The following is a 14,688-nucleotide window of genomic DNA, read 5'->3' on the forward strand; positions in this document are numbered from 1 at the left end:
CTACCCGGAAAATTCCCCTGCCCCTTCGGGTCATTCCTCGCGGGACCAATTTTCCGGTCCGGGTCACATTCTCCGCTTCGCTCCGATCCTGACGGATGCGGCCCGGTCGCCGCCGGTCCTGACATCGCCCCATCCAAATCGGGTCAGATCAATCAGAGGAACCAGACCATGCCCCATCAGACAGACATCCAAGAGGAAACCGGCGTGACCTCCGCCATCCTCGACCACTTGACACTTCATGGCGCAACGCCCGGGCCCGGCGACACCGATCATCGCCCCCTGCCCCAACCCGATGAGGTTGAGCTCGCGATGGCGACGCTTTTTGAGACCACCATCGGCCTCCTCACGGGCAGCCAGTTGGAAGACACTCTCGAAGAGATGCTCTGGTCCCTGACCTCGATTTTCCATCGCCGGCTCACCCATATCCAGAAGCTTCTCGATGACAACGAATTCGAGGTCCGGGAAAGCCTCGCTATCCAGGACGGCTCCGAGGTCGCCTCGGTCGAACTCGAGCGCCTCCAGATGATCGGGTTGAAGCTCTGGGACCATCGTGACGCCTTCGAGCAGATGCGCGATCTGGCCGTGGACCACTTCTCGGCTGCCACCGGCTCGCCTTGGCTGCCCCGTACCGGGTCCAAGGTCTCGCATCGCGGCCTCACCTCCGCCGTGGTGGACAGCCGGGCCTATCTTTCGGCCAAGCGCCGCAAGGAGACAGAAGTGCATTGCCCCGAAGGCACGCGGATCGCTTTTTCAGGCGGGGACTATCAGGCTTACGATCTGATCTGGTCCGTCCTCGATGCCACCCACGCGAAATACCCCGACATGGTGCTTCTGCACCGCGGCACGCCCAAAGGTGCCGAGATGATCGCCGCCCGCTGGGCAGATACGCGCGGTGTCACTCAGGTGGTTTTCAAACCCGACTGGAAGAGCCACGGCAAGGCCGCTCCCTTCAAGCGCAACGACAAGATGCTCGAGACCATGCCCCAAGGGCTGATCGCCACCCCCGGTTCGGGCATCACCGAGAACATCGTCGACAAGGCCCGCAAGCTCGGGATCCGGATCAAGAGGATTGGGGCTTAGGCCCCGGTTCACGTGCCGCGTAATAGATCCTGCACGACAGAAGGCTTCTTTGCGATCAGTGCCAGCAGAACCTGTGCCGGGCCTGTCGGGTGTCGGCGCCCGTGTTCCCAGTTCAGCAGCGTGCCTTTCGCGACGCCAATGCTCCTGGCGAACTCCGCCTGGGACAGGCCAGTCCGTTGCCGAACTTCGGCGACATCGACCTCAGCAACGGAAACTTCATGGACCTTCGCGCCGGCCACGTCGCCATCTGCGAAGGCCAGCGCCTCTTCCAGCCCCTTGGTGATGGATTCGAATGCACTCATGTTGCGTCTCCATATTTCGCGACAAGCGCCTTGCTCATCTCTACTGCCGCGGCCTGTTCGGTCTTTGACAGGTTGGCTTTCTCATTCTTGGCAAAGACCGTAATCAGGAAAATCGGCATATGGGTCCCGCCAAAGGCATACACCGTCCTGAAGCCGCCGCTTTTTCCGCCCCCCTCTCTCGGGATGCGGACCTTTCGCAATCCGCCACCAAGAGAGATGCCCGCTTGCGGATTGGCGGCAATGAAGCTGATCGCAGCCTCGCGCTCCTGGTCCGACATGATGGCCTTGGCGCGCCTCTGAAATTCGGGCAGTTCGACCACTGTTTGCAATCGTGTCATCGTCAGTTCCATATAGGTTTTCGCGGCGTATGTGTCAATGACGTATAGTATGCGCACTGGAAGGGCAAGTTGGCAACTGATGCCGGAGCTAGGCAGCAGTATGCTCTGTCCGTTGGTAGCGGCGGTCCTTGACCAAATATCTTTTCGCATGTTCTGACCGAACCAACTAGCCGGGCTGTCATTTAGGACTATTGGATGGTTGCGGTGTCTCGCGGCGACCCGGCCTTTCGTTCCACGCTCTGTTCGCCTGGAGCACTCCTCCGCATCGTGGCGCTTCAGCAAAGACAATCGGCGCGGTAGTGATCCTGGGGGATGCGGTATTGACATCTGCTCTGTGTCTTACCTCCGGTGAGTTCGAAGGGAGCCATGGCCCTCGCGGCATCTCCATCGTTTTTTCACCCTGGTTCCTTCGCGGCTACTGCACTTCTCCGGTTGTCTGAGTTGCATGACATGCTGGTCGCAGCTGTCGTCCCGTCCACAAAGGTTGTCACCGATCTTTTTCCCCTGACCCTGCGGGTCATTCCGCGCGCAGCAAAAAGACCGGCGCCTGCCCCTCTCCGCTACGCTTCGCCTTCGGTGTGGCCGGGCCTTGGCCAGCTGCAAGGTGACCATCATTGCAACGCAAACAAGGAGAAGAGCAATGACCACCAACTGCATCAAATTCACCAGCGCCGACATCGAAACCGCCAAGGGCATCGGCTCCATCTCGACCCTGACCTTCGACCTCGACATCATGGTCGAACCCGTCGCGAGCGCGAACCCGATGGCCCCCACGCACCGTGTCCTCGGCCGCTCCCCGCGCGGCAAGCTGGTCGAGTGCGGCGGCATCTGGAAGAAGCAGAACAAGGAGACCGGCGCCGACTACTACACGCTGACCATCCGCGACCACGGCTTCAACGCCAACCTCGGCAAGGCCGCGAACCAGGACGATCTGTCCCTGCAGGCCGTCATCCCCTGGCGGCCGAAAGACGCCGCGTGAGCGAAGGGTTGGCAGGGGTTCGCCTCTGCCAAACCGTTTACAGTTGTAAACTCCAGGGCAAGCGCGAACCGCGCATGTAGTCTCTTCCTGCTTCAATAGACACTATATAGAGGAAAAATCTTGACTTAGCGTCGTGAATCACTGCTCTTATTCTCAAGTGGCGCGAAAAAGGCCACATTTTCGATTTTGGGGCAACTAGATGATTCCTGTGACACCACTGGCAAGCGAGAAGCCTTCAGCGCTCGCGACAGATATTTCCGAGCGGTTGAACGCTGCCATCCGGGAACACCTCCTCTCTGCTTTTGCCCCAGATAGCACCAAGACGCTACGGTCTTTTTCTGCGCCTGAGGCGGCAGAACTTCTTGGGGTCTCCGGTCAGTTCATGCGAAAGGTGCACTCAGAGGGAACGATCTCAGAGCCCGAGGATGTTCGTGGAGGGCGGCGCTATTACACGGCGCAAGAGATTTGGGATGCACGCGAGATCCTAGAGAAGTCATCACGCAAGAAAGGACGGTATCTGCCGCGTCGGTCTGGTGATGAGAAACTGCAAATATGGCAGTTGATGAACTTCAAGGGCGGCTCGAGCAAGAGCACCACGAGTATCCATCTTGCGCATTATTTCGCGCTACGCGGCTATCGAGTGTTGGTCGTTGACCTTGATCCTCAAGGATCACTCACGTCCATGTGTGGCATCAGCCCGGAAATCGAGTTTGATGGGCTGACTGTCTATGACGCGATCCGCTACGACGATCCGGTCAGCATGGCCGACGTCGTTGTTCCCACTTACTTCCCGGGGCTTTCAATTGCGCCGTCGCGACTCATGCTGTCTGAGTTCGAGACTGAATCTGCAGTTCATTCGAACCCCGACCAGCCGTTCTTTACGCGGATCCGAAATGCATTGTCCCAAGTTGAGGATGATTTCGACCTTGTCTTGATGGACAGTCCGCCCCAGTTGGGCTTCTTGACAATCGCTGGAATGGCCGCAGCGAGTTCTCTGATTGTACCTCTAACTCCCTCGATGTTGGACGTTTCGTCGACCGCTCAGTTCCTCGAACTCGCCGGGGCCTACATGGGGGTAATCGAGGATGCAGGCGCGACGCTGCAGTATGATCACTTCAAATTCCTGATCACTCGGGATGAGCCGACGGATGTTCCCTCACAGCAGCTGACCTCGTTTATGCGTGCGCTTTTCCAAGACCGCGTCATGTCTGCGACCGCTCTCAAGAGCACTGCAATCAGTGACGCGACCATGCTCAAGCAGTCCATCTATGAGGTTGTGCGCTCGGAAATGACCCGAGCGACCTACGATCGTGCGAAAGGCTCGATGGATGCTGTGGGACAGGAAGTGGAAGTCATGATCCACCAATCATGGGGGCGTAAGTAATGGCTAGGAAATCCCTTCGAGATATGTCGGGCATCGCGAATACCATCGCGCGTTCCAGCAGCACTTCGGCCGAGAGGGTCCCCAAAACGAGCGCGCCTGCGTTAGGGGCTCTTCAGGGGTCACTTGTGTCTATCCGCGAGATCGATCCTGCTCTGATCGACGATTGGGGTCCCCAGGATCGGTTGGATGAGTTTACAGCTGTAAACGCCGAGGATGACGATGAGGGTTTTGAGGCGCTCAAGAACAGCATCCGTGAAGGCGGTCAACAGGTGCCAATCCTCGTTCGGCGCTCCAAAGCTGCCGAGGGGCGCTTCGAAGCGATTTATGGTCGCCGCAGATTGAAAGCTTGCCGGGAGCTCGGAATTAAAGTCCGTGCCAACGTTCAGGATGTCGATGACGCCACGGCCTTGTTGGCCAAAGGGCTGGAAAATGCGGCGCGTCGCAACCTCTCGTTTTATGAAAAGGCGCGCTTTGCTGAAGCTATCCAAGCCGCGGGGCACGAAAGCGCAACGGTACGCCAAGTTTTGAATCTGTCTGCATCAGGCCATTCGCACCTGACGAAGGTGACGCAGAATGTCCCGTCCAGAGTCGGAGACGTGATTGGTTCGGCACCCAAGTCCGGCCGGCCGAGATGGACGGACTTGGCCGAGCTGTTCCTCGAGCGGAAGCTCACCGAGAAGATCGCGCTCAAATTGCTGGCCAAAACTAGCACCTCATCGACGTCTGATGAGCGGTTGGAAGCGCTGATCAAGGAAGCAAGCAAGCGCGGAACGAAAGTGTCCAGCGGTCCTCGTGAGATTACGCCGATGGATGGCGTTGTCATCAAAGCAAGCCGAGGGAGCGTGTCTCTTTCGGTGAAGAAGTCCGGCACAAGTGCCGAGTTCGCAAGCTGGCTTGAGAGCAACCTCGAGGACATCATCAAGAGATCCTACACCGAGTTTACAGATGTAAACTCGGAGGGTGACAAGTGAGGACGAGCAGAAAGGAGGAAAGGTAAACAAAGAAAACCCCCGAAACCGAAGCTTCGAGGGCTGCTGCGCAGAGCGCAATTCTTAGATTAGACACCTAGAATCTAGCAGCCAGCGAATCGCCATACAAGAGAAAACGCTTCTGAGCGAACGGGATTTCTTTGTCTGCTGACAAAGTATGGAAAAATTCAGTGGTGCTCCGTCTGGAGCGACTGAGGCAGGCATGCCTCAGCACGAGAGAGGTATGTCCATCGCATGGCAGCCCTCCGGTTGGCGCAAAGCCTCAGCAGGTCTCGCTGCCGCAGAGCAGCTTGCCCAAGCCGGTGAACAGGTAGCTGTACCCAAAACACGGGCTTTCGTTGCCGTGAAGCGGGTTGGCGCATACATCGGCCTCAAGGCCGGAGACATGATGCTCCTCGACACGCTCGGGGCGTTTACCCAAGCCCAGGACTGGGAGGAGGGGCAACGCCCGATCGTCTGGGCGTCAAACGCCTATCTGATGGAGCAGACCGGGTTCTCGCTGTCCGCGCTCAAGCGCCATGCAAGACGGCTGGCCGAGACCGGCGTGATCTCCTTTCAGGACAGCCCAAACGGCAAGCGCTGGGGCCGCAGGGACGCCGAGGGGCGCATCGTCGAGGCCTATGGCTTTGATTTGTCGCCGCTGTCGGCGCGTGTCGAGGAGTTCGAGGAGCTTCATGCCGAATTGCAGGCCGAACGCGAGCTCTGTCAGCGCCTGAAGCGCCAGATCACGGTGGCACGCAGGATGATCCGGGCGCGGATCGAGGCGGCCGTCAGCGGCGCGCTGCGCGGGCCCTGGAATCAATTCACAGCCCTTTTCGAGGAGCTTCTGGACCGGCTTCCGCGCCGCCATGAAGCCTCCGAGCAGCTTGCGCGGCTCTTGACTTGGTTCAGGGAGCTCCAAGAGCGTGTCGAGGCGGCCTTCCTCAAGGCAACAGAGGCTACTCTGCCTGTGGAAAACGCGTTTGAAACCAAGGAACAAGTTCCCGAAAAGACTCAAGAAATGAACCCCAGGGAGGTCATTTCCGACCCCCATATACTAATTACAAATCAACTTAATCCTGTAACCTGTAATTCCTCAGAAAATGAGGAAGTCGCGGCCATTGTGACCAATGCTCAGCCCGTAGATCAGGTTGATAGGGAGCTGGAAGAGTGGGTTGCCGAGGTGCGCAAGAAACGCGCTGCGCTGGATCTGCCTACGGTCATGCAGGCCTGTCCCGAATTCGCATCCTGGGCCCGCAATATGGGCGGGTTCCTGAAAGATTGGGGTGATCTACACCGGGTTGCCGGGCAGCTCAGACCGATGATCGGGGTGTCCGAGCATGCCTGGAACGTGGCGCAGAATCGCTTGGGCAAACAGGTGGCGACAGCAGCGCTGGCGCTTGTCTTCGAGAAGCATTGCGCCGGCGAAGTTTCGTCGCCAGGGGGCTATCTGCGCGGCATGGTCGAGAAGGCCGGGGCAGGGGAGCTGCATCTCGAGCGCAGCTTCTATGGCAGGCTCAGCGGGCAGGCGGCGTGATGGGGCAGGGTATCAGAGACCGGCGGCCTTGGTCAGGTTCACGCGGAACCGGTCACGGCGTCGCTGGTAACGGCGGGTTATCTCGGCGGAGGCATGCCCCAGCTGCTTCTGAACGTAGCGCTCGTCGACCTCCGCCGAACTGGCGAGGCCAGCACGCAGCGAGTGACCGGAGAACAGTGCCAGTCGTTCTTTCTCGGGCAGCTCGGATCGGATGCCGGCGTCCAGGACTGTGCGCTTGATCAGCCGGGCCACATGCTTGTCGTTCAGCCGTGTGTCGGAGGGGCGTTTGCCATCCCGTGAGGTGCCGACGAAGACCGGACCGAAGTCGATCTTGGTGAAATGCAGCCATTGTTCCAACGCATGCACGGGACAGGTCTGATCCTTGGAACCTCGGCCGATCTCGACTTCGCGCCAGCCGGTCTTGGCATTCAAGGTCAGAAGCGCGCCCTTGTCGAAGATCTCGATCCAGCCGCCGGAGTCCAGCGTATCGTCTTTGTGCACGTCCAGGCTCACGATTTCCGAGCGGCGCAGGCCTCCGGCATAGCCGAGCAGCAGGATTGCGCGATCCCGCAGCCCGCGCAGGTCATAGGGCAGGGAGGCCACCATCGCGAGGATGTCTTCCGCCAGGATCGCTTCCTTCTGCACCGGCGGGCGGGCATGTTTGCGCTTGATCCCCGCCAGCACCGTGGCGATGTGCCGGTTCTTTCGGTCGAGGGAAAAGCCGCGCTGTGCGTAGTTCCACGCAAGACCGGACAGGCGGCGGTCTATGGTGCTGACCGAAAGGGTAGGGGAGGGGCCTGACCCGGACGCAAGATCCGCGAGATACAGTCCGATCATCTCGGGTGATGGTGGCAGCGGCTCGGCACCCTTCATCCTGCACCAGCGTGCAAAATGTGCCCAGTCCTTTGCATAGGCCTTCAGCGTGTTCTCGGACGCAGCGGCTCGGGCATAGTCGCGGGCGGTGTCGACCAGCCGATCGAGGGTCCCGGACCCCGAAACATGGGAGGGCAAAGCAATGCCAACGCTTTCCTCTTGATCTCTCTCGTAGATGGGCGCATCCTTATTCGTATCAGAGGGCGTTGATGTCGATTGCTCGGTCTCTGAGGCCATTTTCCAGCAAATCCAGCGATGAAATTTAATGTCGTTCTAGTTCCATTAGTGGACACTAACTTATTGATATCATTGCGTTCATGTTCTTGTTTCATTCCCGGATTATAGTTTCATTATCGGACATAAGACACCTATTTTCCGGGTTTGGCCATGGTGGATCGATCAGACATCAACGCCGTCGACGATACTGCGTGGGAACAGGCGGTTGCGCGGGAAGCTGTGATCCGTCGGCTTGCAAGCAAGGTGTCACCGAACCGTGCCGAGTTTCTCAAGGCCTGCCGCGAACTTGGTCTCAAGCGCTCCCGCCTGTACGAGTTGATCTCAGCGTACAAGGCGCGCCCGGTCGCCAGTTCCTTGCTGGCGGCTCAAGTCGGAACACCGACGGGCAGCCGTCGGCTGCCTGACGAGATCGAAGCGGTGATTTCGGGGGCGATCGAGGAGTTCTACAAGTCCCTCCAGAAGCCAAGTATCAATGCCCTGCAAAAAGAGGTGCGCAGGCGGTGCAGTCAGAGAGGTCTACGTCCCCCGTGCTGGACCACATTGCGGGACCGTGTGGCGGCGATAGATCCGGCGGAGCTTATAGCTGCGCGTGAAGGCGCCAAGGTCTCTCGCCAGCGCCATCATCCGGTGCCAGGCAGCTATCAGGTCGAACGGGCCTATGAGGTGGTTCAGATCGATCATACGCTGGTGGATGTCATCGTCGTGGACCGGGTTCACCGGAAGCCTTTGCAAAGGCCCTGGCTGACGCTCGCCATAGACGTCGCCAGCCGCATGGTGGCCGGATTCTACCTGACGCTGGAGCCGCCGTCGGCCTTGTCGGTGGCACTGGCCATTCAGCATCTGGTGCAGCCCAAATTCGACTGGCTGGAGAGCATGGGTATCGACGCGGATTGGCCCGCAGAGGGATTGCCGGAGACCATTCACGTCGACAATGCCAAGGAGTTCCGCTCAAAGGCGATGAAACGGGGTGCCGAGGAGCACGGGATTTCGCTGCAGTACCGGCCGATAGGTGCGCCACATTACGGCGGTCACATTGAGCGGCTGATCGGCACGATGATGGGGGCGGTCCACCTTCTGCCGGGATCGACCTTCAGCAACATCAAGGACCGCGGCGACTATGATTCCGTGGGCAAATCGACGATGACGCTCGACGAGCTGGAGCACTGGTTGGCGCTGGAAATCACCCGTTATCATGCCGAACGGCACCGCTCGCTCGGGATTCCGCCGGTTGCGGCCTGGAACGAGGCCTATGGGCGCCGCGAGGCACCTTTGCGCCGGCCTTACGATCCGGAGGGGTTCCGGATCGACTTCCTGCCGAGCACGGAACGCATGGTGCGCCGCGATGGCATACATCTCTTCGGCCTGCGGTATTGGGACGATGTCCTGAGCCTCTGGGCTGGTCGTCAGGACCGGCAATTGCGCGTGTCTTATGATCCGCGCGATCTCTCGACGATCTTTGTGCTTGGCCCCGAAGGCCAGCGCTATGCTGTGCGGTTTGCGGACTTGTGCCATCCCTCAATCACTCTTGCGGAGCATCGCCGTGCGCAGGCGATTTTGCGCGAGCGCGGGCGCGCGCTCGAGGATGAAGACCTCATATTCGCGGTGATCGAGGAGCAGCGCGCCCTGGTTGATGCTGCCAGCAGCAGGACACGGGAGGCTAGGCGATTTTCGGAGAAACGGGACCGAGCGCTTGATGGGGTAGGGGCCTACGAGGCTGTGGATGCAGGTTCGGAGCCCAAGGAAAGCGAGAATGTGCTCAGGGACCACCCGGGGTTCGAAGTTGAGGAATGGTCGTGACCGAAGGCAGCGCATTTGCACATCTCGATCCGACCTACCGCCGGTTTGCGGCGCTGCCGGATGATGAGCGCATTGCCTGGATCCGGGCTGACCGCTGGATCGGATTCGATCAGTCTGGGGCCGCTCTGGCACGTCTGGAGAACTTATTGACCTATCCACCGCGAGACCGGATGCCATGCCTGCTGATCTACGGTGACACCGGCATGGGCAAGACCAAGATCGTCCGCAAGTTTGAACGTGACCACCCGCCGAAATTCAGCCAGATCACCGGCGTTGACCATCGCCCGGTGGTTGTCGTGCAAGTGCCATCCGAACCCATCGAGCGCGATCTTTACCGCGAACTTCTGGCCAGCATGGGCGCGCCGACGATGACAGGCGGAACGCTCGCTCGTGAGAAGGATATCTGCCGGTCGCTGCTGCGTACCGTGGGGGCGAAGATGATCATTCTCGATGAGGTGAACGGGATGCTGGCCGGTACCTTCCGTCAGCAGCGCATCTTTCTCAATGCGATCCGATTTCTGGCCAATGACCTTCGGATTCCACTGGTTTGTGCCGGAACGGACCTGGCTCGGCAGGCCCTGCTGACCGATGCGCAACTGGCCGAGCGCTTCGAGGCGTTCCATCTCAAGCCCTGGCAGAACGATGCTGCCTTCGCCGGGCTCCTGAAAAGTTTCGAGCGCATCCTGCCCTTGCGCGAGGCCTCCGATCTGGTCAGCGCGGAGGCCAGAGAGCGGATTCACAAGCTGACCTCCGGCGTGACGGCGCGCATCTTCCGCCTGATCGAGACGGCGGCGGAAGATGCGGTCCGGTCGGGCAAAGAGCGCCTCGACGCGGAAAGTTTCGGCGACAATCTGGTTCTGCCGCTGGTCTCGATGACCCAGACGGTTCGGAGGCGGGGAAGGCGTGTACCGCAACCGGTCGGGGTATGACGGCTCAAGTCCGGTTTCCCGTCGCGCCGCGTCCGTTCCGGGACGAACTGCTTTCGTCCTGGGTGGCGCGGGTTGCCGCGCGCTACGGGGCGGAGCCCCTTGAGCTGATGGTGTATCTGGCGGGGCAGGGGGGTGGGGACGCAGGCGCGCAGCAGGTTGACGACGTGGCGCCGGATATGGAGCTGCTCAGGCTTTGGGCGAAAGCCTGCAGGATCGATCCGGAACGGCTTCGGCGCAGGTCACTGGCTTCCCGATATCCTGATCAGCCGCGGGGCTGGTTGCTGATCGAGATTGTGCCGGTCTGTCTTGCCTGTTTCGATACGGATGTCGTTGCCGATCGCGATGCCTATCTGCGGGTGAATTGGCGACTGGCGGAACGGGTGGTTTGCCCGGCGCACCGGACCATGCTCCTGGACCGCTGCCCCGCCTGTCTCGGCCGCCTGAGGCTTTCCTTTCGCATGCTGAATGGCCTGCTGCGCCCATTCTGTCGTAAGTGCGATGCCGTCCTGACCGGCAGGGGAGGGGAGACAGAGGACCCTTTGAAGGCGGATTTTGCTGCGGGAGTTCTCGAGCTCCAACGCCAGATCAGCGAAATCGTCAGAGGGGACCCAGGCCGTCTCGATCGACTCGAGTATGCAATTCGCACTTTATGGGCGCCGCTCGATCGCGACGGGGCGGCCCGGCCCGTCCTCGCGCTCTGGTACGATGAACCTGGATGGAATTGTCCCTACGAGGCCCGTGCGGCCGTCGGTCGGCCTGCGCCGCTTCAGCACCTATCAGTGCGCTGGCGGGCTCTGACGCTGGTGATCTTGCATGACCTCTTTGGAGCAGATCTGGTGCCCGGCGCGTTCCTCCCGGAGGCCGCGCTCGTCCTGTTCCGGCGTGCCGCCCCATTGCCGTGGCTCACGGATGGGCGGGATCTACGGAACGGCAAAGGAAAGCGCATGATTGACGCTGGAGCGGAACGAGTCCACAGATTGATCAAGAGGCCCGTCCACCGGTTAAATGGAAATTTCCTCGACGAGAGAGGCGATTTCGGCCGAATCCACCCATGAAACTAAAACGACAACCCATGTTTCTGGGCATATCATTTTTATGTCCGATAATGCAAAATTATTGGACGTATCGGAGATCGGCAAGGCGGGGCGGTTTATACACTATGTGGTAGGCAAAAGCGCCGCCGTCGGATAGTCTTGGGGCATGACATATCAGCCCGCCACCATCTCCGACGACCTGAACACCCTACCGCAGCTGCCGGGTTGGGTCACCTCCGGGGGAGCGGAAACCCTTGAAACTGTGGCCTTTCGGTCGGGGGCTGCGCTGACGGTGCTCGATCAGCTGGTCTCCGATCCGCGGCATGGTGTGCCGGCAAAGCTGCTTGCGAACCGGTTGGCGCTCAGTGCCGCGACGGCGACGTCCAAACTGGAAGGGCGGCTGGCGCGGGAAGCCGATATCCGCGACGCCTACCATCTGACACCGCCGGGCGAGGCGCGGGGGCCGGACGGTGATCTGCTGGCGTTTTGGCGCGAGGCGGTTCGGCTCCAGCTACGTGGGCCTAAGGAGATCGCAGACCTGATCGGTCCGCATCTCGTGGAGGATTTGGCCGATTGGTTGGACATTGGACAAGATCGGGCACGCACCCATGGGCCGCTTGCTGGTGGAGTGGAGGTCCTACGCGCCATGCTCAAGGCCGACGACCGGGCGGAACGGGTCGCCTGCCTGCTCTCGGACATTGTCCTGGCGCGGGCTCTGAATTGGAAGGCGGTTCTGCCGGTTACGGCGCAGCAGCTCACCAAGGGGATTCTGCGTGATCTAGCCGCAGGCGGGCAGGGGGCCAAACTGGCGGTTCAGGCCCGGATTCTTGAGAGCATCCGAGAGACGATCCGGCTGGCGCGGGATCTTGTCCGTCGCGCAGAGGCGCTTCGTGCCGTCGCCCCGAAACTCAGGGCAAAGGGATCAGACGCGGCCGTCGATCTGTTCCTGACCGAGGATGCCGTGGCGCCGGCGTCGATGCTGTCGCCGCGCATCCGGGGGACCTCGATCCCCATGACCGACCGCGCCGCGCGGCGGTTCTGCGACCGGCTGGTGGAGTTGGGCGTGGCGCGGGAACTGACCGGGCGCCCGACGTTCAGGCTCTATGGGATCGCATCATGACGAGTGCGACCCGGAAACGGAAACCTGCTGAGGGGGGCGGCGCTGTCTTTGATCGGGACCTCGATGACCTGCCGCAGGAGCTGCGTTGGCGCGAATGGATGGGACGGATCGAGGCGGTATTGTTCACCAGTGCTTCGCCGGTCGGCCGAGAAGACCTGGTGCGGGTGGTGGGGCAGGGGGCCTCGGTGGAGATGCTGATCGAGGACATCCAGGCCGAGTTGACCGGACGCCCTTACGAGCTGGCGCAGGTCGCCGGCGGGTGGATGTTCCGGACCAGGACCCAGTTCGCCGAGGCGATCAAGACGGCAGCCAATCTCGGCGAGCAGTCCCTGGCTTTTTCCGAGATGGAGATGGGGGTGCTCTGCGCCATCGCTTATCATCAGCCGATCGACCGGGCGGGGCTGGCCGACATCTTCGGTAAGGAAGTCAGCCGCGACCTGTTGGCCCGGCTGCGCTACAAGGACCTGATCGCCAGCGGGCCACGCTCGCCGCGGCCCGGCGCGCCGCATACCTTCGTAACCACGGAGACCTTCCTGGTGACCTTCGATCTGCAGAGCCTGCGGGATCTGCCGGAGCTGGAAATGCCGGAACCTTGATGTCCGAAGTATGTCCTATTCTTCGGACAAAGCGTGTTCTGCTGCCTCTGCAGGGCTAGATTGCTGGCTTTCGATCGGTCGGTCCGAGAGCTTCAATCGGTCGGGCATTGACTTTCAATCGGTCGGGTGCGTACTTTCAATTGGTCAGCCAAAGATGAGCGGAAAATGTACCCGAGATTCGCCAAAGAGAGAGTAGAGGAAGCACTCTCAGACACGCGCGTGGTTCTTATCTCCGGACCGCGCCAATCAGGCAAGACGACGCTTGCGATGGACGTCGCAGGAGACAAGACGCCCTTCCTAACTTTAGACGATGCCAACGTTCTGAGATCGGCAGTTGATGACCCTGTCGGTTTTGTGCGCGGTCTGGATCGTGCTGTAATCGACGAAGTCCAACGCGCGCCGGACCTGCTGCTCGCAATCAAGAATCTGGTCGACGATGACAAAACACCAGGTCGCTTTCTGTTGACGGGTTCCGCAAATCTTATGACCCTTCCGAAGGTTGCGGACTCGCTCGCCGGACGGATGGAGGTCATACGGCTCTTGCCTCTCAGCCAAGCCGAAACCATAGGCGTAAAATCGAACTTTATCGACAGGGCGTTTGCAGGGAAAAAACCAGCCGTAGACCACATAGTTGTCGGGGATGGCTTAGTCGAAACCGTTCTGTCTGGCGGCTACCCTGAGGCGCTTGGCCGGAGAAGATGGTCGCGCAAACAGGACTGGTACCACGAATACCTCGATGCACTTGTCCAGCGAGATGTACGAGACGTGGCGCAAATCGAACAGCTTTCTGTCATGCCAAAGCTTCTGACAGTTCTAGCAGAACATTCCGGTCAATTGGTGAATTACTCCGGTATTGGCGGCGCCATTGGCCTCAACCATGTCACGACGCAAAAGTATGTTGGTGTCTTCGAAAGTCTTTACCTCGTGCATACCCTCCAGCCTTGGTTCACGAACCGGCTGAAACGTTTGACAAAATCGCCGAAACTTCACTTTTTGGATGCGGGATTGCTGGCGGCGATGCGTGAAGTGTCGCCGGATTCGGTCAAGAAAGACCGAACCGCTTTCGGCCCGATCCTTGAGACCTTTGTTTTCAGCGAACTTCGCAAGATTGCTTCCTGGAGTGAACAGCGATGCACGTTCGCTCACTACCGAGACAAGGAAAAGAATGAGGTCGACTTGGTTCTGGAGAACCGGCGGGGCCAGATCGTCGGGATTGAGGTGAAATCCTCTGCGACGGTATCAGCGGCGGATTTTTCTGGACTGCGTAAGTTGGCGGACGCATGCGGAGACAAGTTTGTCCAAGGAATGGTGCTCTATGATCACGACAAGGTCGTGCCATTTGGAGAGAGAAGTTTCGCGGCCCCGCTTTCCAGCCTTTGGAGTGCGCTATGAATAGCATTCAGGAAGTTCCATTTCGTGTTTCTGCTCGAACGGCTCGCTTGATCGGTCGCGAGAATGTTGCGACGGCAGAGGGCGCGATGTAAACGCTGTCGCCGCCCCACATTGCCGACGGG

Annotated in this window: 14 protein-coding genes; 11 read left to right on the plus strand and 3 right to left on the minus strand. The window is 60.0% G+C overall.

The window, feature by feature from the left end:
- Nucleotides 1-168: 168 nt before the first annotated feature.
- Complete coding sequence (locus D6860_RS15375; protein WP_076625825.1) at nucleotides 169-1,080, plus strand: DUF2493 domain-containing protein; 912 nt, start codon at nucleotides 169-171, stop codon at nucleotides 1,078-1,080.
- A gap of 8 nt (nucleotides 1,081-1,088) precedes the next feature.
- On the opposite strand, the gene D6860_RS15380 is transcribed toward D6860_RS15375, so the two are convergent.
- Nucleotides 1,089-1,382 (minus strand): helix-turn-helix domain-containing protein, encoded by a 294-nt coding sequence (locus tag D6860_RS15380; RefSeq protein ID WP_076625826.1) that lies wholly within the window; start codon nucleotides 1,380-1,382, stop codon nucleotides 1,089-1,091.
- Nucleotides 1,379-1,732: a type II toxin-antitoxin system RelE/ParE family toxin gene (locus tag D6860_RS15385; protein WP_229743344.1), complete on the minus strand. Its 354-nt coding sequence runs from the start codon at nucleotides 1,730-1,732 to the stop codon at nucleotides 1,379-1,381. The genes D6860_RS15380 and D6860_RS15385 overlap by 4 nt, the downstream gene beginning before the upstream one ends.
- A 628-nt stretch (nucleotides 1,733-2,360) precedes the next feature.
- Between D6860_RS15385 and D6860_RS15395 the strand changes: the two genes are divergently transcribed.
- The 4 genes from D6860_RS15395 (at nucleotide 2,361) to repC (ending at nucleotide 6,588) form a co-directional block, all read left to right on the plus strand.
- Nucleotides 2,361-2,699: a DUF736 domain-containing protein gene (locus D6860_RS15395; RefSeq protein WP_076625827.1), complete on the plus strand. Its 339-nt coding sequence runs from the start codon at nucleotides 2,361-2,363 to the stop codon at nucleotides 2,697-2,699.
- Between the two features lie 199 nt (nucleotides 2,700-2,898).
- Nucleotides 2,899-4,083: a plasmid partitioning protein RepA gene (gene repA / locus D6860_RS15400; protein WP_076625828.1), complete on the plus strand. Its 1,185-nt coding sequence runs from the start codon at nucleotides 2,899-2,901 to the stop codon at nucleotides 4,081-4,083.
- Between the two features lie 23 nt (nucleotides 4,084-4,106).
- A complete protein-coding gene (gene repB, locus D6860_RS15405; protein ID WP_229743345.1) occupies nucleotides 4,107-5,054 on the plus strand; it encodes a plasmid partitioning protein RepB in 948 nt (315 codons plus the stop codon).
- A 241-nt stretch (nucleotides 5,055-5,295) separates the two neighbouring features.
- Nucleotides 5,296-6,588, plus strand: a complete 1,293-nt coding sequence (gene repC / locus D6860_RS15410) for a plasmid replication protein RepC (protein ID WP_076625830.1) — start codon at nucleotides 5,296-5,298, stop codon at nucleotides 6,586-6,588.
- 12 nt (nucleotides 6,589-6,600) lie between these two features.
- On the opposite strand, the gene D6860_RS15415 is transcribed toward repC, so the two are convergent.
- A complete protein-coding gene (locus D6860_RS15415; RefSeq protein WP_076625831.1) occupies nucleotides 6,601-7,698 on the minus strand; it encodes a tyrosine-type recombinase/integrase in 1,098 nt (365 codons plus the stop codon).
- A gap of 150 nt (nucleotides 7,699-7,848) precedes the next feature.
- On the opposite strand from D6860_RS15415, the gene D6860_RS15420 reads away from it, so the two are divergent.
- The 6 genes from D6860_RS15420 (at nucleotide 7,849) to D6860_RS15445 (ending at nucleotide 14,566) form a co-directional block, all read left to right on the plus strand.
- Nucleotides 7,849-9,495: a Mu transposase C-terminal domain-containing protein gene (locus D6860_RS15420; RefSeq protein ID WP_076625832.1), complete on the plus strand. Its 1,647-nt coding sequence runs from the start codon at nucleotides 7,849-7,851 to the stop codon at nucleotides 9,493-9,495.
- A complete protein-coding gene (locus tag D6860_RS15425; protein ID WP_076625833.1) occupies nucleotides 9,486-10,424 on the plus strand; it encodes a TniB family NTP-binding protein in 939 nt (312 codons plus the stop codon). The genes D6860_RS15420 and D6860_RS15425 overlap by 10 nt, the downstream gene beginning before the upstream one ends.
- Nucleotides 10,421-11,479 carry a TniQ family protein gene (locus tag D6860_RS15430; RefSeq protein ID WP_076625834.1) on the plus strand — a complete coding sequence of 353 codons (1,059 nt, stop codon included), beginning with the start codon at nucleotides 10,421-10,423 and terminating at the stop codon, nucleotides 11,477-11,479. Before D6860_RS15425 ends, D6860_RS15430 begins: the two co-directional genes overlap by 4 nt.
- 145 nt (nucleotides 11,480-11,624) lie before the next feature.
- Nucleotides 11,625-12,578 (plus strand): DUF1403 family protein, encoded by a 954-nt coding sequence (locus D6860_RS15435; protein WP_076626035.1) that lies wholly within the window; start codon nucleotides 11,625-11,627, stop codon nucleotides 12,576-12,578.
- Nucleotides 12,575-13,174 (plus strand): SMC-Scp complex subunit ScpB, encoded by a 600-nt coding sequence (locus D6860_RS15440; protein WP_076626034.1) that lies wholly within the window; start codon nucleotides 12,575-12,577, stop codon nucleotides 13,172-13,174. The genes D6860_RS15435 and D6860_RS15440 overlap by 4 nt, the downstream gene beginning before the upstream one ends.
- 165 nt (nucleotides 13,175-13,339) lie before the next feature.
- A complete protein-coding gene (locus D6860_RS15445) occupies nucleotides 13,340-14,566 on the plus strand; it encodes an ATP-binding protein (protein ID WP_076626033.1) in 1,227 nt (408 codons plus the stop codon).
- The last annotated feature ends 122 nt before the right edge of the window (nucleotides 14,567-14,688 follow it).

Source organism: Salipiger sp. D13, from assembly GCF_003703915.1.
Classification (GTDB): domain Bacteria; phylum Pseudomonadota; class Alphaproteobacteria; order Rhodobacterales; family Rhodobacteraceae; genus Salipiger; species Salipiger profundus.